Below are 21,216 nucleotides of genomic sequence, written 5' to 3'. Positions count from 1 at the left end.
TGTCATGGAAGACAGATTATATTCAAGGAGGAATGAATTATGGTAGTACAACACAACATGCAGGCAGCTAACGCTAGCCGAGTTCTTAACATTACAGCTGGACAGCAGGCAAAGAGCACAGAGAAGTTATCTTCTGGTTACAGAATTAACCGTGCAGCAGATGATGCAGCTGGTCTTTCAATTTCTGAAAAGATGCGTAAGCAGATTAGAGGTCTTGACAGAGCTTCTACAAATGCACAGGATGGTGTATCTGCAGTACAGACAGCTGAAGGTGCTTTAACAGAAGTACATTCAATGCTTCAGAGAATGAATGAGTTGGCAGTTCAGGCAGCTAACGGAACAAACTCTACAAAAGATATCAAGGCTATCAATGATGAAGTTCAGCAGTTGAAGAAGGAAATCGGTCGTATCGGTTCTACAACAGACTTCAATGGCAAGTTCATGTTAAAGGGATCTGCAGTAGAAATTTTCGTTGGTTATACAGCAGCTTCAGCTAACACAATTAAGATTTCTGGAGTTAAGTTAGCTACGATTGCTAATTTAGTAGGATCTATTAAGGATACAACAACAGCAAAGAATCAGTTAGCTAAGATTGCATCTGCAATCGAGCAGGTTTCAACTGCAAGATCTACATTTGGTGCTTTACAGAACAGACTTGAGCATACAATCGACAACTTGGATAACGTTGTTGAAAATGTAACAGCAGCAGAATCACGTATTCGTGATACAGATATGGCTGATGAGATGGTTAAGTACTCTAAGAATAATATTCTTCAGCAGGCTGGCCAGTCAATGCTTGCTCAGGCAAATCAGTCAACACAGGGTGTATTATCACTTCTTCAGTAATTGAAGTTACGAAGAAATTTTTGAAAAAGTATTCGTACACAATACTTCCGGGAGTCATGGGAGACCATGGCTCCCTTTTTAAAATAAATATTTGATGAAATGATATTGTAGGTAACAGTATGGAAAAGATGGATAAAACAAACTCAGAAGTAGAAAGACTTGAAAAAAAAATATCAGCATTTTGGAAAGAAGAGAATTACATCGAAATTTGTAATCTAGCAGAGGAAACGCTGGATGAAGTACAGGCATCGTATAGAACTTATGGAGAAAACCAGAAATTCTATGCGGCAAAAATTTGCGCTTATGTTATGGTATCTGCAATTATGATTAGCGAAGGTACTGTAATTGATATTATAGAAAGTAAGAAAAATGAGAGTTGTGTGACGTGTATTTTTGAAAACGAAGAAATTTGTCAATGGACATTACAAGCGTTACAAATTTTGAATATAGATTATGTGCGCTGTGCGTATATTAAGAGAATTGTTCCCGATAGATATGCAGAACAATTTGATTTTGATAAATTTGATTTTGAATCAACCGATTACGATGAAATAAATTTACTGACGCAGGAGATAGAAGAAAGAAAGAATGCAGAGTGGAATGTATTCTTAGAAAGATGTCAAGAAGTTGGAATGCTTGATTTAAAATCTGTTGTCCTTGATTTTCCAAAAGAATTTTTTGAAGGGGAAACAAGAAATGGATTTTATATTGAGCCACTTATGAAGCACGCGTGGGCTGCGAATATAGAAGTACTGCATAAAGTAGATATTTTATGTCAGGCATTGCATATCCCATATTTTGTGGATTGGGGCACATTGCTTGGAACGATACGTCATAATGGATATATTCCCTGGGATGATGATATTGATATAGGGGTGCTACGAGAAGATTATGATAAGTTGAAGTATGCTATTCAATACTGCCAAAATGAATTGGAGTTCTATGATGTGTATGAGGAGGCTGACTGGGGAGCACATGCGTCAAAAATAGTCAATTCGCTCACCATTTTGACAGATCGTTTTGATTTGAAGCGTTATCATGGATTTCCATTTCCGTCCAGCGTGGATGTTTTTGTTATAGATGCTGTTCCTAGAGATAAAAAATTAGAAAAGGAGCAGTATGATGCATTGAAAGTGATTTCCGAAATTGTGCATTTACGTGAACAAATGAAATCATATGCTCCAGACGGCAATGAATATTATTATGCAAAGAAAAATGAAAAAAACCTTTTGGAAACAATTTGTGGAATGTGTCATGTTGATTTTTCGCAGGAAGAACCTACAAATCAAGAATTGTTCATTTTGAAAGATGAAATATTGAATTTGTATTCAAAGGAACAAGCAGATTTTTATACAGTGCCACATCGATTAGCGAATGGACAAGATTATTATATTCCAAAAGAGGTTTTTGAAGGCAGAATTCGTATGCCTTTTGAAAATATTGAAGTGTCGGTTCCTAGCGGCTATGAATTTATTTTGACAAAGAATTATGGAGATAATTATATGACACCAATCAATCGAGGAGGGGGTCATGGATATCCATTTTATGGAATCTTTATAGATAGTCTACAGGAAAAAAGACAGGACAAGACAAAAGAGGATACATTAAGATATATTGAACAGGTTGCCAGTGGTTATTACGACAATTTTTTGGCACAGGAGAATACACCGACATATGAGTATTGTGCTGATGATTTTTGTGCAGATATGGTAGATGGATGCATGGTTTCGGAGGAAACAAAGAGAAATCGTGCTGCTGAAATGGAGATTTTGACTGAAATTCAGCGCATTTGTGATAAGAAAAAGATCAAATACTTTGCCGTAGGAGATACCATTTTGGGAGCTGTTCACAAAGCAGGGTATTTAGCACAGGCAGAAGGTATTCATCTTGGTATGCTTCGAAAAGATTATGTGGAATTTATGAACTGTTTAGGGCAGGAATTGGATACTTGGTTTACTTTTCAAAGTATTTATATGAATGAGCAATATACAGATATTCGATCATTGATTACGACCGACGCGTATCTGGTGGCGGATACTAATTATATGGAACGTTTCCATGGCTGTAGGGAAATTGTAGGAATTGATCTTACACCAGTGGACATGGTAGATCCAGATGAGATCATGGATCAGACGCGATTAGATATTATAAATGCTATGTTGCGTACAATGGCTATTGTGCCATGCATGCCACCTTATGATGAAGATACACTATCGTTAGTAGATGAATGGACGAAGCAGCTAAATATTGAAATAAGCAAGGATGGAAATTTGCAAAGAAATTTTGCTCGCGCAATTGATACTGTGGCATCCGGTTATAATGAGCAGGGAGAGAAAGTAAGAATTACTTCAGATTTGCAAATAGGAAAAAATACTGTTTATACAAGAGAATGGTTTGATGATACAATAGAATTGCCATTTGAAAAAGGTACAATTGCTGTTCCAAAGGGATATCTTGAGATAATAGGAGAATAGGGATGCTTAATCCGAAAGAAAAATTTTTTGAAGGTGAAAAACGAGAAGGTTTTTTCATTGATTCGCGCATGAAGCGATATTGGGCATCGCAAATAGAGGTGCTTGAAGAAATCAAGAGGATTTGCGAAAAATATAAAATTAAATATTTTGCTGAATGGGGTACGCTTTTGGGAGCAGTACGTCATAAAGGTATTATTCCGTGGGATGATGATATCGATATAGGAATGTTGCGTGACGATTGGAATCGTTTCGCACAAATCGCTCCACAGGAGTTGGATGCGTGGTTTGAGATGAAAAATATTTATAATGATACAGAGCAGGATAATTGTATTATGCGTGTCATTAATAGCCGCCATATGAATTTTGATACGGAATTTTTGGAACGATTTCATATGTGTCCGTTTTCTACAGGAATTGATATTTTCCCAATTGATTATATTCCAAGAGATCCCAAAAAGGATGAGGAGTTAGTGCATTTAATACATACACTGATGGTTACAGCAGCAACGGTATCAGAAGAACCACCATATACTGCAGACGATAAAGAAATTGTGGAAATGTGGGAAAAAGCACTGGGAATAAAGATTGACTGGAATAATAGATTACACCATGAAATTAAAAAAATGGTGGATATGGCAATGCAGCAATGTGCACCGGAAGAGGCAGACGAAGTATGCTCTATGATGCGACGTCAAAATGGACAGGACTATCATGTGCCAAAAGAATATTATGATGAATGGATTGACATGCCGTTTGAGTATACGACAATACCTGTACCAAAAAATTTTGATTATATTTTGAAATTAAAATATGGAGAAGATTACATGACACCAAAACAAATACGAGGTGGGCATGATTATCCGAACTATAAGGAACAGGAATTGGCGTTAAAGGTAGTAATGGAACAGACTTTTCAAACGCAGATATCTTATGAACAGATGCAAAGTTTAATAGATATGAAGGTGTTTGGGGAAACAAAATAGCAAGCAATGCATGGATGCATTGATAATATCATGGAGGAGCATATGAAAAAAGTTATAACGTATGGAACCTATGATTTGTTTCATGAGGGGCATTACAAACTGTTGCAACGAGCAAAAGCATTAGGAGATTATTTGATTGTAGGAGTGACTACAGAGCACTTTGATGAGGCTAGAGGTAAGGTTAATGTAGTGGATTCTCTTTTGGAGCGCGTAGAAAACGTGCGCAAAACAGGATTTGCTGATGAAATTATCGTTGAGGACCATGAAGGACAAAAAATAGAAGATATCCAAAAATATGGGGTAGATATTTTTACGGTTGGTTCTGATTGGGAAGGTCACTTTGATTATTTGAAAGCGTATTGTGAAGTGGTTTATTTGGAGCGTACGAAGAATGTATCCTCTACCATGATACGAAAAGAAAAATTTCCGATTGTAAGAATGGGTATTGTTGGAACAGGACGTATTGCCCCTCGTTTTATGTCGGAATCGAAGTACGTTAGTGGTATTGAAGTGGAATGTGCGTATAATCCTGAAATGGTAAGTGCAATTCAATTTGAAAATGAAGAAAATATACCAGTATATACAGAAAAATATGCTGATTTTTTACAGCATGTGGACGCCGTGTATATTGCATCTCCAAATGAAACGCATTATCAGTATGCAAGAGAAGCATTATTGAATGGTAAACATGTTTTGAGTGAGAAACCACTAGCATTTACATATAATGAAACCTTTGAATTATATGAACTTGCAAAGAAAATGCATGTTGTTTTGATGGAAGGAATCAAAACAGCGTATTGTCCAGGATTTCAGCAACTTATGAATGTGGCAAAAAGCGGGAAAATAGGGAATATACGAGACGTGGAAGCATGTTTTTCCCGGCTTGCAAATCCAGTATCAAGAGAACGCACCGATGCAAGATATGGTGGAGCGTTTCTGGAGTTTGCTGGATACACACTACTACCTATTTTTAAATTATATGGAACAGACTATTCGGAAGTGACCATTGACAGTATTTGCGATGAGAACGGAGTGGATATTTATACAAAGATACAATTGCGTTATCCGAATGGCATGGCAACAGCTAAGATGGGGGTAGGTGTCAAATCAGAAGGAAGCCTTGTTATTGCTGGAACAGAAGGCTATATTCTAGCACCATCACCATGGTGGTTGACGCATAAATTTGATGTTCGATATGAAGATCCAAATGTAATTGAACATTTTGAACCAAACTTTCAAGGGGATGGTTTGCGATATGAAATTAGCGAATTTATAGGAAAAATCAATGGTACTGGTCGAAGAGATTATAAATTGACGGAAGAAGAATCTGTTACAATGTCACGTATTGTTGAAAAATTTATGATGGAACGAAAAAAAAATAAAGCCTTGGAGTAGGATGAATGATAAGGTTAGGAATTATTGGGACAGGAAGAATTGCAAAACGATTTGTATATGATGCATGGCAAGGGTTGGATGTAGAGATTGTAGGTGTATACAATCCACATATGGAAAGTGCAGAAAAATTCTGTGCAGAAAATCATGTGAAGGCTGCATATTCTGATTGGAATCTATTTATACATGCAATAGAAGCTGTATATGTCGCATCTCCTTTAGGAACACATGCAGAATATGTCAAAAAGGCACTGGAAGCAGGTATCCATGTGCTGTGTGAAAAACCAATGGTAGTATCAGGCGCTCAGGCAGAGGAACTTTTTGCATTGGCGGATGAAAAGCAGTGTGTTCTAATGGAAGGAATCAAGACGGCATATAGCCCGGGATATAAGAAATTAAGGGAGTTGTTAGAGGAAAAGCCTATTGGTGAGATTAGGGATGTCGAAGCGTGTTTTACTAAATTAGTAAAACCGGGCTTGAGAGAGTGGACGCATCTGGAGGATTGCGGCAGCATGACCGAATTGGGAAGTTATGGCTGCTTTGCCGTCCTAAGTATTTTGGGAGAAGATTATGTGGAATCACATCATGTGTCTCTTCGAAATGAAGATGGGGTAGACATTTTTACCAAAGTGTTCTTTTCCTACCATTCTTATGCCATGGGATTAGTGAAATCGGGTATTGGCGTGAAATCAGAAGGTGAGTTATTGATTTCTGGAACAAAAGGATACATTTTGGTGAAAGCACCATGGTGGATGCCAAAATGCATAGAAGTCCATTTTGAAGATGCTAATAAAACGCAAATATATACGTGCGAATATGTGGGGAATGGACTGCAATATGAATTAGAGCATTTCGTAAAGAGAATAAAAGGTACGCAGATGGCATCAGGAGTTACGAAAGAACAAAGTATAAAGATTGCATATATTATGGAAGAATTCTTGCGGCAAGAAAAGGATTACAGAATAGTAAGAAAATGATTTAGGTATGGTGAGAAAGATGGGATTTGAATATACGCAGGAAATCATCAGAAAAATGCAGATGGTTGAATTGGATATGCTCAAGGAATTGGATCGCATATGTAGAGAAAACAATATAACGTATGTGTTAGATGCAGGAACATTACTTGGCGCATATCGTCATAAGGGATTTATTCCGTGGGATGATGATGTCGATGTCAGAATGTTAAGAAGTGAATATGAGCGATTTTGTGAAGTATGTAAAACGCAGTTGAATACAAAAAAGTATTTTCTGCAAAATCATAAAACAGATGCAGGATATCGATGGGGATATGCAAGAATGCTTCGAAATGGTACAAACTTTCAGAGAGCAGGACAGGATATGCTTACCATGCGAAGAGGTATTTTTATTGATATTTTTCCGGTGGATGATTTGCCTGAAAAAAAGATCTCAAAGGATATCTATAATGCAAAATGCTGGATTGCAAGAAAAATGTTGTATTCAGAGGTGGCACTTGGAAATTATAAACCAGGAATGAATAAGTTTGGTTTTTGGATTTTGAATTTATTCCCAAAAGAAAAAGCTTTTAAAATATTTGAAAAATTAAGTGAAAAGTATAATGACAAAGGTTTCAGTAAGGTAAGAATCCAAGGGTGGGGAGATCCGGTTGATACCGCTGGATTTAAAAAAGAGTGGTTTATTGATACAGATAAAATATGGTTCGAAGATGCGTGGTTTACATGCCCTAAGGATACAGAAGGATTCTTGGAACATTCTTTTGGTAAGGATTATATGACACTACCACCAGAAGAAAGTAGAAAACCAAGACATACAGCAACAAGTATTTCGTTTCCAGAGGAATAAGGAGCATTAATTATGAGAGAGAAAAAGGATATGTTAAATTTTACAGTTGGTCCAGTGATGGCTTCTGACGAAATATGTAGAATAGGTGCAGAACAAGTACCTTATTTTAGAACGGATGAATTTTCAAAGATAATGAAAGAAAATGAAACTCTTGTAAAAAAATTTTCTGGAGCGGAAGAAGCTGGTAGAGTGGTGTTTCTTACTGGTTCAGGAACAGCGGCTATGGAGGCGGCAGTTATAAATACGCTGACAAAAGATGATAAGGTTCTTGTTGTTAATGGTGGTGGTTTTGGACAACGCTTTGTGGATTTGTGTGAAATACATAAGATACCGTATACGGAGATTAGACTAGAAAAAGGTAAAAAACTTACAGAACAGGATTTATATGTGCATAATCATAAAGATTTTACAGCATTTGTGGTGAACGTACATGAAACATCAACAGGTGTTTATTATGATATGAACATTATTAGTGAGTTTTGTAAAAACAATGATTTGTTTCTTATTGTGGATGCAATCAGTTCATTTTTGGCAGATCCGTTCGATATGAAAGCATTGGGCGTAGATGTGATGATTGCAGGTTCACAGAAAGCGTTAGCATGTCCTCCGGGAGTATCTTTTGTTGTTTTATCGGATAAAGCATTAAGAAGAATAGATAGCAATGAACCGAGTTGTTTATATCTTAACTTAAAAGTTGCATTAAAGGATGGAGAAAGAGGTCAAACACCATTTACGCCTGCGGTGGGGATTTTAAGACAAATAAATGCAAGATTGAGGGAAATAGAAAAGAATGGTGGAGTAGAACATGAAATATCAAAAATACAGTTACTAGCAAAAAACTTTAGAGAAAGAATTTTGGAATTGCCATTTGTGTTTTTCTCTGAATCCATGTCAAATGCAATGACGGCATTACATCCGACAACGGCATCTGCTTATGATATTTTTATTACATTAAAGGATGAATATAATATATGGATCTGTCCAAATGGTGGAGAATTAAAGGATTGTGTCTGTCGCGTTGGTCATATCGGAAATTTGACATTAGAGGATAATGATAGGTTAATTGACGCATTAAAGGATATGCGGGGACGAGGTATAATATAGTTAAAACGCAAATTGTCCAACGAAAAGATATAGGAGAAAGATAGTGCTATACGATAACTGTGGTAAATACATTGAAGAGATAATTAACAAAGATGCAGAGAATAGGAAATTATTACATAGGACAATTATCATAGATGGAATGGATAGTATGTCAGAAACAGTAGTGTTTCTTTTGAAAGAAAATAATATAGAGAATATTGTCTTGGTCGATGATGAAAAAAGGGGTGAAGTATGGAACGACATACAAGTTCAGGGAGTAAAAGAAGTACTAGAAACGATTGATGAACCCCAAAATTATTGCATTATAGTAACAGATTATCAAAAAGGAAGTAATATTATAAATGATATCGAAACTTCATTTCCAAATCTAAAGGAATGTATATGGGATTTGAGCTATATTACGATGAACAAATTACCAAATATATATGCGGAGGAAGATTATGGCAGGCAAATTGAATTGAGAAGATGTCAGGAAATACAGTTGGAAGTATTGCAATTTTTCACAAGTTTTTGCGAAGAGAATCATTTGCGTTATTTTTTGGATTATGGATCGCTTTTAGGAGCTGTACGTCATAAGGGATTTATTCCGTGGGATGATGATATCGATATAGCTATGCCGGTGGATGATTATTTACGGTTAGGAAAAATTTTCCCTGAGGATGCAGATTTCTTTTGGGATAGTATGTTTAACGAAGGTGTCCATGACTATACGATAAGTACATTGTCTAAAATTAAATCAAAAAAAATGTTGACAGAATTCAGGTCGTTTCCTATAAGAACAATGACTGGGATTGGAATAGATATTTTTCCGCTGTGTGGATATCCGAAAGATTATGATGACCAGATACGCTATATGGATGAATTTGGTTATTGGACGCGATGCTGGAAAGAAAAAATAGTAATCCCGTATGGAACCGAGAAGTATTCCAAGAAAGAGCATATGAATATGTTTCAAAAAATGAATGAGATTATGCTGCGATATCCATATGATGAGTCTGAGTATATAGGGGTAGGATATTTTGGTTACGATAAACCAAAGGCTACAGATGATACACGTGTGATGTTAAAAAAATGGTATGATGAATATATATTGTGCGATTTTGAGACTATGAAGTGTAGAGTTCCAATAGGGTATCATGAAGTGCTGCGCAAATGGTATGGAGATTATACTGTGTTGCCGCCAAGAGAACAGCAGAAACCACACGGAATATTTAAGGTTTATATGAATGAAAATAAAAATATCAATAGAGTTTGGAACTGACAAAGCAGAAGGTAGGGCAAGGGACGTATGATAAGGTTTGCTCAGAAAAAAGATTTAAAAGAAATTGCAGAAATACATTTGCACAATCGAAAAGTGGCATATCAAGGAATCATGAATGAATGCTATTTAAATGGATTGACGCAAGAATCTGTTTATGAACAGTGGATTATATATTATAGGAAAGCGGATAGAAAAATACTTGTATATGATTTGGACGGAAAGGTTGTGGGATTTGCAGGTGTTAAGTTCTTTGAGGGGAAAATGAATTGCGGACTGCTAGACTATTTTCATACAAAAGAGGGGTATCGAAACAGGGGCATAGGGAGTGCGTTATGGACAGCCGCATGTTCATTGTTGCTTTCTGAAGGGATACAGAACATGGAAATATTTTGTGTTGAAGGAAATGATAGTGCGAAGAAATATTATAAAAAAAGAGGGGCAACATTTAATGGTTTCAAGATAAGAACATATACGTCAACAGAAACGATATCAAATAGATATATTGTAAACAATATTGATAAGGTATGTCCTGAGAAAGAAAGACAAAAATATAGTTTAAATAATAATTATGATTTGCTTTTGAAATGCATAGAAAAAGATTTCGTTTTATTTGGAGCAGGTGGATATGCGGAAGAATTTTTTGGACAATTTGGAGGAGTTTATAAGCCAAAAATGATTTTTGAAAACAATGAAAGACTGCATCACTTGCGAATCAATGGGATAGAAATAGTTGCTCCAAGATTGACGGATTACAATGTTGTTGTCGCAAGTCCGTATACGGCTGACATAGAAGAACAATTACAAGAGATGGGATATCAACAGATTGAATTTTTCTGCCCGTGGCATCAATATTTGCCGTTATAAAACGTTATTTTAGAATTTTAAGGAGAAAAAGGAAAAATGAAGCAAGTATTATATGCGTGCAGAAATTCAAAAAATGCAGTTAGAGGATTAAATTTTTTATTGTCAAACGAGAATATTGAATTGAGAGGATGTTTAATACCAGATAGATGTGAAAACGTTAGAGAAATTTGCGAAAAAAATGATATTAACATCTATGATGACAAAACGCGGGATAAAATAAATGAAGATTTTGAAGAATCATCTATCGACTTGCTGATTTCTTTTTCTTATCCTAAAAAAATAGACGACTATATTTTGGGAAAAACAAAATGTGCAATAAATTATCATCCTGCGCCACTCCCTGAATACAAAGGAAATGCATGTGCTTGTCATGGACTTTATAATGGAGAAACCTATTGGGGAGGTACTTTTCATATTATGACAAGTGAATTTGATAGGGGACCAATTATTGAAAAGAGATATTTTGAAATCACACCGGATTTACAATACGGAATATTGCTTAGTAATGCAACGTGGGATTTGGGATATGAAATGTTGAAACATTTGGTAAATGAGTATGTGAAAATTGGAAGTTTGACATCTGTAGAGCAACAGCAAACGGGAAAATTTTATAAAAGAAAAGATTTGAATAGAGCTAGAAAAATTTATGAAACAGATTCGCCAGAGGAAATCGAAAGAAAAATAAAAGCTTTTTGGTTTCCACCATATGAAGGCGCTTATATAGAAAAAGATGGAGAACACTTTAGTGTTATAACAAATGAAATGCTCATGGAAATTGCAGAAAAAATGAATAACAATAAATAACTGAAAATCATGGAGACAAGAAAATATGATATATGATAATTGCGAAAAATACATAAAAGAAGTTGCGATGGAAGAAATTGCAACATGTGATTTACGTAATAAAAAAATAATTGTGAATGGGTTTGATGTATTATCAAAAACTTTTATCTATTTCTTTTTGCGGGAAGGAATTCAAAACATTGAAATATTTGATGACCGAAGAATAGGAGAAATCTGGTGTGGATTAAAAATTAGGTCAGAAAAAGAAATCGGTGCGTATATTGCGGATGCAGGTGAACAATATATTTTGATTACTCCATTACGAGATTACCAACAGAGAGTGGATTCGTTGTTAAATATAGATGCAGGGTTAAAAAATGATATACATGTGTTTAATAATATTACAATGAATACGATGCCTAATAATTTGGTGCTACCAGGAGGTGCGAGGGAGATTTCATTAAGAGAAGCACAATTGTTGCAGTTGAAGATATTAAAGTGGTTTCATGAATTCTGTGAAGAGCATAATTTAAGATATTATCTTCATTTTGGTACTCTCATAGGTGCTGTACGACATAAAGGATTTATACCTTGGGATGAAGATATTGATATTACCATGCCTGCCCCAGATTATATTAAACTTGGAAAATTGTTTCCAAAAGAATGTGAATTCCTCTGGAACAGTGTATTTAATGAACAGCTTGAGGACCTTCCAATAAGCACGCTGTCAAAAATAGAAAATGAAGATATTTTTACGGAATACCGATTTTTTCCAATGCGTGCATGGACTGGGATGGGTATAGATATTTTCCCATTATGTGGATATCCGAAAGAGGCGAAAGAACAGGTCACCTTTAGACAGGAGTTTATGTATTGGGAAAATGTATGGAGCGAACAGGTGGTGCTTCCGTATGGAACAGATAGATATTCTTTAAAAACACACAAGAAATTATTTGAAAAAATGAATGAAATGCTTATGCGATATGATTATGATGCATCAGAAAACATTGGTATTGGTTATTTTGGCCGATTTTATCCACAACCTAGGGATGGTTCCGTGGTTATGCCCAAAAAATGGTATGAACAGAGTGTTTTAATGGAATTTGAGGGTGAGAAATATCGAATACCAATAGGGTATGATGAAGTGCTAAAAAAATGGTATGGCAATTATATGCAATTGCCACCAGTGGAGGATAGAGTGTCAAAAGGGCATTCTCCAATTTACTCACATCACTAGATGCTGTAATAGAGGAGATTGAGAAAATCAATAAAGTGCATGGAAATTCGTGAGGTAAAAGATGAGCGTAGAAATGATGAATGTAAATTTGAATATGGAAAGAGGATGGCCTTGCAAAGAACAATTAAATTTGTCCTTGCCTATGCTAGATCTAGTAAGATCAGATACTGTCTTAGAATACGAAACTGATTATAGGGGCTATGCGGGAACCGGTGGAATTACCCCATTAAAGAACATTTTTTCTGAGATACTAGATGTTTCCAATGAACAAATTTATTTGGGATCAACCATGAGCACTACAATTATGTATGATGTGGTGGCCAAGGCTATGTTTTTGGGACTTGATGGAGAAAAACCTTGGAAAGAATCTGGAAATGTAAAATTCATATGTCCATCACCTGGATACGAGAAGCATTTTAAAATATGTGAAACATTTGGAATTGAGATGATTCCAGTAAAAATGAACGATGATGGTCCGGATATGGATATCGTAGAGGAACTAGTGAAAAATGATACTTGTATAAAGGGTATGTGGTGCGTGCCATTGTATTCAAATCCAACCGGTGCAATCTATTCGGATGAAGTTGTTCATAGGATTGCAAGTATGGAAGCCACAAGTGATTTTCGAGTTTTTTGGGATAATGCATATATGGTGCATCATTTAACTGACGAGGAAGTTACGATAAGTAATATATTAAAAGACACTTCGGTTCATCCGAACAGGGTATTTGAGTTTTTCTCAACATCCAAAATTACTTTTCCGGGAGGTGGAGTAGCAGGATGCGCATCTAGTATAGAGAATATTAAGTGGCTTGAGAGAACATCGTTGCTACAATTGAAAACTGGAGACAAAATAAACCAGTTGAGACACGCCTTGTTTTTGAAAAATAAACAGGGTGTATTGGAACATATGGCAAAACATAGGACGATTATAAAACCTAAGTTTGATTTGATAGATGATATGTTAACAAATCGAATTGGATATAATGATAATGTAAAATGGAATAATCCAAAAGGAGGTTATTTTATCAATCTAGAATTTGCATCAGGTGGTGCAAAAAGTGTGTATGAGTATTGTAAAGAAAGAGGCCTTAGAATAACGCCAGCAGGGTCTACGTTTCCATATGGGATTGATCCGGAGGATAAGTTTTTGCGCTTGGCACCGACATACTTGTCGTTGGATGAATTAGAAGTTGCTAGCGCTATTTTATGTGAAGCGATTGTAAATGAGCTTGGATTGGAATAGAGAGGTAAAGAATGAGAAAAACAGCAATAATTTTAGCAGCTGGATTGGGAAGCAGATTAAAACCACTGACAGAAACAGAACACAAATGCATGACAAAGGTTGGTGGTATGCCAATTATACAGAGAACTTTAGAAAATCTGGAAAGTTTTGATGTCAAAGAAGTGATAATTGTTGTCGGATATTTGCATGAAAAATTGATGCAGCAAATCAAAGATATGAAGGTTGGGATGGATATACAATTTGTCGTTAATCCGGACTATAAAAATAGCAACACGATACTATCATTAAATTATGGATTGGAAAGTATAAACAGAGAATTTGATTTCCTATATGTCATAGAAGGTGATGTCGTTTTCGAAAAAAAAGTTTTACAGAGGGCAGACGAATCAAGATATAAAAATGTGTCAATATTGGAACCGTATAACGAGAATTTAGAAGGAACATTTGTGACTCTGGGCAAGGATGCAAGGATAATTGATTGGAGGCATAAGAGCGATCAAGAAGATGGATATGTGCTTACGGATAAATATAAGACCGTTAATATCCATAAGTTTAGTGCGGCGTTTGTAAGAAATAGTTTGATGCCGGAAGTGGAAACATATATAGAAAAAAATGGGGTTATGCAACCAATGGAAAAAGTTATGAGAAGTATAGTGACGATGGGAAATACCCCTATATATGGAGAAGTCCTTCGGGGTGAGAAATGGTATGAAGTAGATGATGTGAATGATTTAAAAAAAGCAGAAGAAATTATGGGAAAAATGTGATAGTAGGAGAGAATGCTATGGTGATAGATAAAAAATATTGTATGAGCTCTTTTTTGACATTTAGATATATTGTGGATGAAGAAAAAGTATTTTCAGAGAATTTAAAACATAAAAATATTACATTATATGATGAGGATGAAAAGTTGGCATGTGATTCGGCAGAAGAGATAGATAATGCTATAAAATCACAGCTGTCTGCTATTGATTTATCGGATGCGGGAATTTTGCTTAGCGGAGGTATGGATTCAGCGATACTTGCGTCATACATGCCGAAAGGGACGAAAGCATATACTGCAAAATGCTCTGCACCAAACGCTGTAGATGAGACAGCTCGTGCGAAAAAATATTGCGAAATATATGGACTTGAACACATTGTCGTTGATGTGGATTGGGATGACTATATAGCTTGTATGGATGAATTGATGCTAAATGATGGTTGCCCTGTATTTGCGAATGAGCCCCAAGTATATGCATTAGTGAAGAGGATGCAACAGGATGGCATTAAAAAGATAATTTATGGTGATAATGCAGATATGGCATTTGGCGGAATGGATCGATTACTCTCTCGGGATTGGACATATGAGGAATGGAAAGAAAGATATACATTTGTACAGCCGCAAAAAGTATTAAAAGAACATGAAGATATGGATGCTGTGTATAGAAGATACCAGGTGGGTGATTATGTAGACTATATAAAGTTTTTAAATGAAGTATTTGCAAGTTCGTCCTCTGCAGCATATATTAATAGTTTTGAATATGCGAATATAAAATATTTTGACCCATATGCAAAATTAAAGATGGGAAAACCATTAGATTTGGAAAGAGTGCGCAATGGAGAGAGTAAGTATTTGATAAGAGCACTTTTTAAAGAGAAGTATCCACAGTTAGAAATTCCGGAAAAAATTGCTATGGCTCGTGCAACGGATTATTGGCTAAGGGATTGGGGTGGACCAAAACGCAGTGAATTTAAGGAAAATTGTATTGAGGGAATGACAGGAGAACAGAAATTCTTGATATATAGTCTAGAACGTTTTTTGAATCTGATAGATAACCACGATGGAGATAGTATGCGATGAAAAAAGTATATACATGTTTTTGCGTAGAAGTAATACATGAAGGACATCTTAATATTATAAACGAAGCTGCTAAATTAGGGGAGGTCACAGTGGGCGTTCTATGTGACGCTGAAATGATCCGATACAATCTATTTCCTATCAAATCGTTGGAAGAAAGAATGGAAATGATTAGTAAAGTTCCTAATGTAAAAAGAGTGATCGTGCAAAAATCCATTATGTATGATGATATATTTGAACAAGAGCGACCGGATATTGTTGTTCATGGAGATGATTGGAGAAAAGAACCCAAAAACTCTATTAGGGAAAACGTGCTTGAGAATATAGAAAAATATGGTGGAGAATTAGTAGAAATACCATATACATACAATGATAGGGTTGCTAAGATTGACAGACAAATTCAACAAAAATTGGCGATGCCAGAATTTAGAAGAGCGCGATTAAAGAAATTGTTGCATTTGGTTCCTGTTGTAAAAACCATAGAGGCACACAGTGGATTAACAGGTCTTATTGCAGAAAAAACGATTGTGGCATCTGAGCAAGGATTAGATCAATTTGATGCAATGTGGGTATCGAGTTTGTGCGATTCAACAGAAAAAGGAAAACCTGATATAGAGGTTGTTGATATAACATCTAGATTGCGTACAATCAATGATATTATGGAGGTGACAACAAAACCAATTATTTTTGATGGTGACACAGGCGGTCTGATTGACCATTTTGTATATACTGTCAGATCACTGGAACGAATGGGTGTATCTGCCATAATTATTGAAGATAAAATAGGTTTGAAGAGAAATTCACTGTTTGGGACTGAAGTGGAACAGGAACAAGATACGATAGAACATTTTTGCGAAAAAATAAGAGCTGGAAAAAAAGTTCAACTAACATCTGATTTTATGATAATTGCAAGAGTGGAAAGTCTGATACTTGAAAAAGGGATGGAGGATGCGCTGGACAGAGCGAAGGCGTATGTAGAAGCCGGTGCAGATGGTATCATGATTCACAGTAGAAAGAAAGATCCTACAGAGATTCTTGAATTTTGCACGAAGTTTAGAGAGATATATAAGGACATTCCGTTAGTTGTAGTCCCTACATCGTATAACAGTGTAACGGAAAAAGAACTTGGCGAATATGGTGTAAATGTTGTTATTTACGCAAATCAACTAATTAGAAGTGCATTTCCAGCAATGCAGCAGACAGCAATAGACATATTGAAAAACCATAGAGCGTTAGAGGTGGATGAGCGAATTATGCCAATCAAAGAAGTAATATCGCTGATTGATACATTATAGGGCAAAACCAGATAGTGCAAATTGAAATCTTCCCAGAACCATTATATAATGATTACAAAGGAGGTAAGCGATATGAACGGAATTTCAAATATTTCTACACAATCGGATTACAGAAATCTTGCGAGTGGAAAAAGAATAAATACGGCAGCTGATGGTGCAGCTGATTTGAGTATAATTGAAGAGCAGACGAAACAAATCAAGGGCTATGATGCTGGTTCGCGCAATATTGAATCAGGGAAAGATGCACTAAATATTTCTGATGCAGCGCTTGGCAACATCACAGATTATCTCCAGAGAATGCGCGAACTCGCAGTGCAGGCGAAAAATGGCTTTTTGAGTGATAGCGGTCGAAGCGCTATTCAAAAAGAAGTTGATCAATTAAAGCAGGGGATTGCAAATATTGCGGATCAGACGGACTACAATGGCAAAAAATTGCTAGATGGTTCTAATACAGCTTTTTCTATGGTGACAAGTTCAAAGGGGAATGAAGTTTCGATTAGTGCAGGCGATGCGACACTTGCTGCACTTGGCATAAAGGATTTTGATGTTACTGGGAATTTTAATTTGGATACGATAGATCGCGCATTAGATAAAGTAACCGAACAGAGAAGTAAAGGCGGAGCCGAGTATAATAGACTTGATTATGCGGCTAGATACAATGCGAATGTTTCTTATAATACAACAGCGTCAAAGAGCAAACTGGAAGATCTTGACTATGCAAAAGCTGTTTCGGAGCAAAAGAAGAAGCAAGCACTTCAGTCATATCAATTTATGATTCAGAAGAAAAAGCAGGAAAATGAAGCGAAAAGAATAAATAACTTTTTTATTTAATGATGTGTTCATGTTTTCGCCTTGCATTTTTAGAAAAATGAGAGTACAATCAATGGCACATAAGGCGGTGATTCTTCGGAGGGCGTGCTGATGAGCAGTTCACGTTTCAATTTTATCTTAGAGTAGTGTCATTTAGTTCATGAATTCTTGCCTTATACAATGTTCCCAAAGGAAATATGTATGAAAGGAGGAAGAAGTTATGACGAATGAGGAATTGCTGGTAGCGATGTCTAACATGATGGACCAGAGATTAGATGAAAAACTTGAGCCGTTGAAGAAAGATATGTCGGAAGTGAAAGATCGAGTAACGAACATCGAGCTTAACATCGAAAACGATATTCGACCAGGAATTATTACGTTATGTGATGCATATGGAACGCAGTTTGATAGATATAGCATTTCTATTGAGAGTCATGAAAAAATGAAGACAGATATAGAAGTGTTGAAGTCAATTGTGTCACGACATTTTGATCTTTTGCCGGAAGAACGGTGTGCTATAGGCCAATAGATATGAAATCGAGAGAAATACGCTAGATGTGTTAAGCGCTTTTCTCTCGTTTTTTCTATGCTTTATGCTAATTTATGGTAGAATTACAAAGTGGAAAATATAAAACAGAATGGAGCGTATTTATGACATATACATTGGCAAAAGATTTTTTTGTAGAAGACTTTATTGGAGATCGTGAAGATGTGTTGCGAAGCATCGAACTGCTGCAAATGGAATTAGACAATTTCGTAAATCAGCATACCGATGAGGATTTGCAGGAGGCAGCACCGGAAGTGCAAAATGAAGTTGGCTATCTGCTCTATACACTTGGAAAAAGTTTCTATATTATAGAGGATTATGCGACGGCTGCACAGTATTTTGAGACGGGCTTAGCATTCAACTTAAATACAGAGGACGAATTTGTTATTGAGATGGTGAAGGGCTACGGCTTATCTTTACTTAACAGTGGTCAGGGGAAGGAAGGCATCGTTCTCGAGGCTGTATATGACGATTTTAGTAAATATGCCGATTTTTGCATGATTATGGGATTGGTTTATTTTGAACAGAACCAATTTGAACAGGCCGTGATCGAGTTTGCAAAGGCCACAAATGAGCGCCCGGATGCGATTGAGGGAAGCAATGCTTTTCTTTCGTATTATTATGCCGGTCAGTGTCGTGAAAAGCAGCACCGTATGGATGAAGCAAAAGAATTTTACAGAAAAGCGGGTCATTATGAGCCGGCGAAGGAGCGATTGGAGCGTATTGGATGATTAGGGTTTGATTTTTGTTTAAAACATGAAGAAGAACGTAAAAAAATCGCCCGACGTGGGTATGAATGTGTAAAAACAGATCATACCTACATCGAGCGAATGAGGAAGATGTGTAACATTCTGAAAGAAGAGAATGTCTTATAGAGCCTGGTCAATGAGCATTCCGGCATAAGCACTTGGGGCATATGGTGCCACAAAGGTTTTGCCGGGATTTTTATATTCTACAATTACTTTGTTGATGTAGCGCATCGGATCAATAGAGATGCGGTTGACTTCACCGGACAACGCACTCTTAAACTGATTCAACGTGTTAAAATGCTCGGAAGCATCATTTCCTGAGATGGCAGCAGAGAACTGCTCTTGATTCAGCTGTAAATGTTTGCTTTCATTAGAGGAAATGCCAACAGCAGCAAGTGCATCAGAAAAATGGTTGCTGATGGCAGAAACCTCGTTTAACAGGCGGTGGCTGCCATGTAATGTGGCATATTTGCTTCCTACATCATATAACTTATTGTATGCGCTCAGTAAATTGTCAATGCCTTCTGTGATGGCAGCAGTGCTTGCCTGAAAGCCGATATGGACTGGCTTACCTGCATCAGCGGAAGTCTTATGCATTGTTACTTCAAAAGAGCGGTTGATGGTAAAGGTATTTGACAAAGACGAGTGTTCCTGTCCGTTTAAACGGAAAACAGAGTTGGTTGCAGGCGTCGTAATATGTGAAATACCAAGGGTATTGATTTCGTTCCAAGAACTTCCGGACTGAATGGAGAAAATGGATGTTTCATCTGCAGAAAGTCCGGTTTGTTTGGATTGGATGCTAAGGGCACTCTCGCCTCGGCGATTTAACTTTACTTCTGCAATCAGACCGATGTCGGACTGGTTGATCAAACGGGCGATTTTGCTCTGGACGTCAAAGTTGTTATCACCAGGATTGACATTGAACTGGAATTCATAGGAATTCGTTGGCATGTCCAAATCAAAGGAATAAGTTCCCTCTTCAAAGCTATAATCATTGCGGCGCAGATAATGACCTTCGTTGGTCTGTGGTCCGGCCAGAGAAATGACTTCCATGTCAAAGCCGCTTTGATCCGTATCATTATCATCTCCGACATAATGAACGGAAACGGTTGACTCGTCAGAGGAAACCGCCACTTTTTTGCGGAGCATAGAAGAAATGTCGTTGCCGTCGGCATTCAGTGAAGCAATGACATTTTGCATGCGATGGGCATTGGCCTTGATATCAATGGCAAATTCTTTGACATCCCCCGTCTGCGTAATCTTATATAGAGGGGATTCCTTGTTTGTCTTTATGATGTTGTTGTAAAGTGAGCGCAATTCACTCTTCTTATGGGAATCATAACGAGAACCTGTGGCCTTGCCATAGGTAGACAATAGATAATTGTAAGCGGCATCAATGCGTGCCATAAGACATCCCCTCCTTTCTTCCTTGAAATACGCTACAAAACAATAAGAGAAACAATCCATGTTTCTATGGCGTTTTGTAGGCAGGGTATAAAAATCCATTTATTCACTTATATTATAGTACGGAAATGCCGGCTTGTCATCCACAAAATATGGAAACTTCTTATTTATAATGCGGATATAAAGTGTTATGATCACATTACGAAGCCAAAGGAGTGATGGCGCGGATTTTTACGGAAAAAGCTTTCTGTGAAAAAACGCTTATGAAAAACAAAAAATATATTGACGGAAAAGCAAGGGCTATGGTATAGTTGTTAAGCGACGGAAGTAGGTCTTTTTTTTATGCCTAAATTTCTGGCATAGAAAAACACAAGAAAAATTTAAGTGGAGGTGGAAGTTGTGCGCACGAAAATAACATTGGCATGCACAGAATGTCAGCAGCGTAACTACAATACGACAAAAGACAAGAAAACTCATCCAGATCGTATGGAAACGAGCAAGTACTGCAAGTTCTGTAAGAAACACACTTTACACAAAGAAACCAAGTAATTGGGGTAAAG

General features: G+C 36.6%; 20 protein-coding genes and 1 pseudogene. 20 read left to right on the top strand and 1 reads right to left on the bottom strand.

Annotation, left to right across the window (positions count from 1 at the left end):
* Positions 1-39 precede the first annotated feature (39 nt).
* The 19 genes and pseudogenes from DW183_RS01905 to DW183_RS12915 form a co-directional block, all read left to right on the top strand.
* Positions 40-846, top strand: a complete 807-nt coding sequence (locus DW183_RS01905) for a flagellin N-terminal helical domain-containing protein (protein WP_118280384.1) — start codon at positions 40-42, stop codon at positions 844-846.
* A 119-nt stretch (positions 847-965) separates the two neighbouring features.
* The gene (locus tag DW183_RS01900) at positions 966-3,320 is read left to right on the top strand and encodes a LicD family protein (protein WP_118280383.1); all 2,355 of its coding nucleotides are present in this window, start codon (positions 966-968) and stop codon (positions 3,318-3,320) included.
* Positions 3,321-3,322: 2 nt separating this feature from the next.
* Positions 3,323-4,303: a LicD family protein gene (locus DW183_RS01895; protein WP_118280382.1), complete on the top strand. Its 981-nt coding sequence runs from the start codon at positions 3,323-3,325 to the stop codon at positions 4,301-4,303.
* Between the two features lie 42 nt (positions 4,304-4,345).
* Positions 4,346-5,698, top strand: coding sequence for a Gfo/Idh/MocA family oxidoreductase (locus DW183_RS01890; RefSeq protein WP_118280381.1), 1,353 nt, complete (start codon positions 4,346-4,348; stop codon positions 5,696-5,698).
* A gap of 5 nt (positions 5,699-5,703) precedes the next feature.
* Positions 5,704-6,672, top strand: a complete 969-nt coding sequence (locus DW183_RS01885) for a Gfo/Idh/MocA family protein (RefSeq protein WP_118280380.1) — start codon at positions 5,704-5,706, stop codon at positions 6,670-6,672.
* A 19-nt stretch (positions 6,673-6,691) separates the two neighbouring features.
* A complete protein-coding gene (locus DW183_RS01880; protein ID WP_158572993.1) occupies positions 6,692-7,516 on the top strand; it encodes a LicD family protein in 825 nt (274 codons plus the stop codon).
* A gap of 30 nt (positions 7,517-7,546) precedes the next feature.
* The gene (locus DW183_RS01875; RefSeq protein WP_118280695.1) at positions 7,547-8,620 is read left to right on the top strand and encodes a pyridoxal-phosphate-dependent aminotransferase family protein; all 1,074 of its coding nucleotides are present in this window, start codon (positions 7,547-7,549) and stop codon (positions 8,618-8,620) included.
* Positions 8,621-8,663: 43 nt separating this feature from the next.
* Entirely contained in the window at positions 8,664-9,881 is a 1,218-nt protein-coding gene (locus DW183_RS01870) for a LicD family protein (RefSeq protein WP_118280378.1), read from the top strand.
* A gap of 27 nt (positions 9,882-9,908) precedes the next feature.
* Positions 9,909-10,745, top strand: coding sequence for a GNAT family N-acetyltransferase (locus DW183_RS01865; RefSeq protein WP_118280377.1), 837 nt, complete (start codon positions 9,909-9,911; stop codon positions 10,743-10,745).
* Between the two features lie 36 nt (positions 10,746-10,781).
* Positions 10,782-11,549 (top strand): formyltransferase family protein, encoded by a 768-nt coding sequence (locus DW183_RS01860; RefSeq protein ID WP_118280376.1) that lies wholly within the window; start codon positions 10,782-10,784, stop codon positions 11,547-11,549.
* 25 nt (positions 11,550-11,574) lie between these two features.
* Entirely contained in the window at positions 11,575-12,765 is a 1,191-nt protein-coding gene (locus DW183_RS01855) for a LicD family protein (RefSeq protein WP_118280375.1), read from the top strand.
* 61 nt (positions 12,766-12,826) lie between these two features.
* Complete coding sequence (locus DW183_RS01850) at positions 12,827-14,011, top strand: aminotransferase class I/II-fold pyridoxal phosphate-dependent enzyme (RefSeq protein ID WP_118280374.1); 1,185 nt, start codon at positions 12,827-12,829, stop codon at positions 14,009-14,011.
* Between the two features lie 11 nt (positions 14,012-14,022).
* A complete protein-coding gene (locus tag DW183_RS01845) occupies positions 14,023-14,778 on the top strand; it encodes a phosphocholine cytidylyltransferase family protein (protein WP_118280373.1) in 756 nt (251 codons plus the stop codon).
* Positions 14,779-14,795: 17 nt separating this feature from the next.
* Positions 14,796-15,854 carry an asparagine synthase-related protein gene (locus DW183_RS01840; protein ID WP_118280372.1) on the top strand — a complete coding sequence of 353 codons (1,059 nt, stop codon included), beginning with the start codon at positions 14,796-14,798 and terminating at the stop codon, positions 15,852-15,854.
* Positions 15,851-17,146, top strand: coding sequence for a phosphoenolpyruvate mutase (aepX, locus tag DW183_RS01835; protein ID WP_118280371.1), 1,296 nt, complete (start codon positions 15,851-15,853; stop codon positions 17,144-17,146). The genes DW183_RS01840 and aepX overlap by 4 nt, the downstream gene beginning before the upstream one ends.
* Before the next feature lie 72 nt (positions 17,147-17,218).
* Positions 17,219-17,977, top strand: a complete 759-nt coding sequence (locus DW183_RS01830) for a flagellin (protein WP_118280370.1) — start codon at positions 17,219-17,221, stop codon at positions 17,975-17,977.
* Positions 17,978-18,176: 199 nt separating this feature from the next.
* Positions 18,177-18,485, top strand: a complete 309-nt coding sequence (locus DW183_RS01825; RefSeq protein ID WP_118280369.1) for a hypothetical protein — start codon at positions 18,177-18,179, stop codon at positions 18,483-18,485.
* A gap of 122 nt (positions 18,486-18,607) precedes the next feature.
* Entirely contained in the window at positions 18,608-19,234 is a 627-nt protein-coding gene (locus DW183_RS01820) for a tetratricopeptide repeat protein (RefSeq protein ID WP_158572992.1), read from the top strand.
* A 21-nt stretch (positions 19,235-19,255) separates the two neighbouring features.
* A pseudogene (locus DW183_RS12915) lies at positions 19,256-19,378 on the top strand (glycosyltransferase family protein); the annotation flags it as partial.
* Here DW183_RS12915 and DW183_RS01810 read toward each other — a convergent pair.
* Entirely contained in the window at positions 19,373-20,659 is a 1,287-nt protein-coding gene (locus DW183_RS01810) for a flagellar capping protein (protein ID WP_118280367.1), read from the bottom strand. The pseudogene DW183_RS12915 and the gene DW183_RS01810 sit on opposite strands and share 6 nt — an antisense overlap.
* Before the next feature lie 396 nt (positions 20,660-21,055).
* Here DW183_RS01810 and rpmG point away from each other — a divergent pair, with 396 nt between their 5' ends.
* Entirely contained in the window at positions 21,056-21,205 is a 150-nt protein-coding gene (gene rpmG / locus DW183_RS01805) for a 50S ribosomal protein L33 (protein WP_118280366.1), read from the top strand.
* Positions 21,206-21,216: the final 11 nt, after the last annotated feature.

The organism is Roseburia sp. AM16-25 (genome assembly GCF_003473825.1).
Classification (GTDB): Bacteria; Bacillota; Clostridia; order Lachnospirales; family Lachnospiraceae; genus Pararoseburia; species Pararoseburia lenta.
The sequence above is the reverse complement of the archived record's forward strand: the minus strand, read 5'-3'. Positions and strand labels throughout refer to the sequence as shown.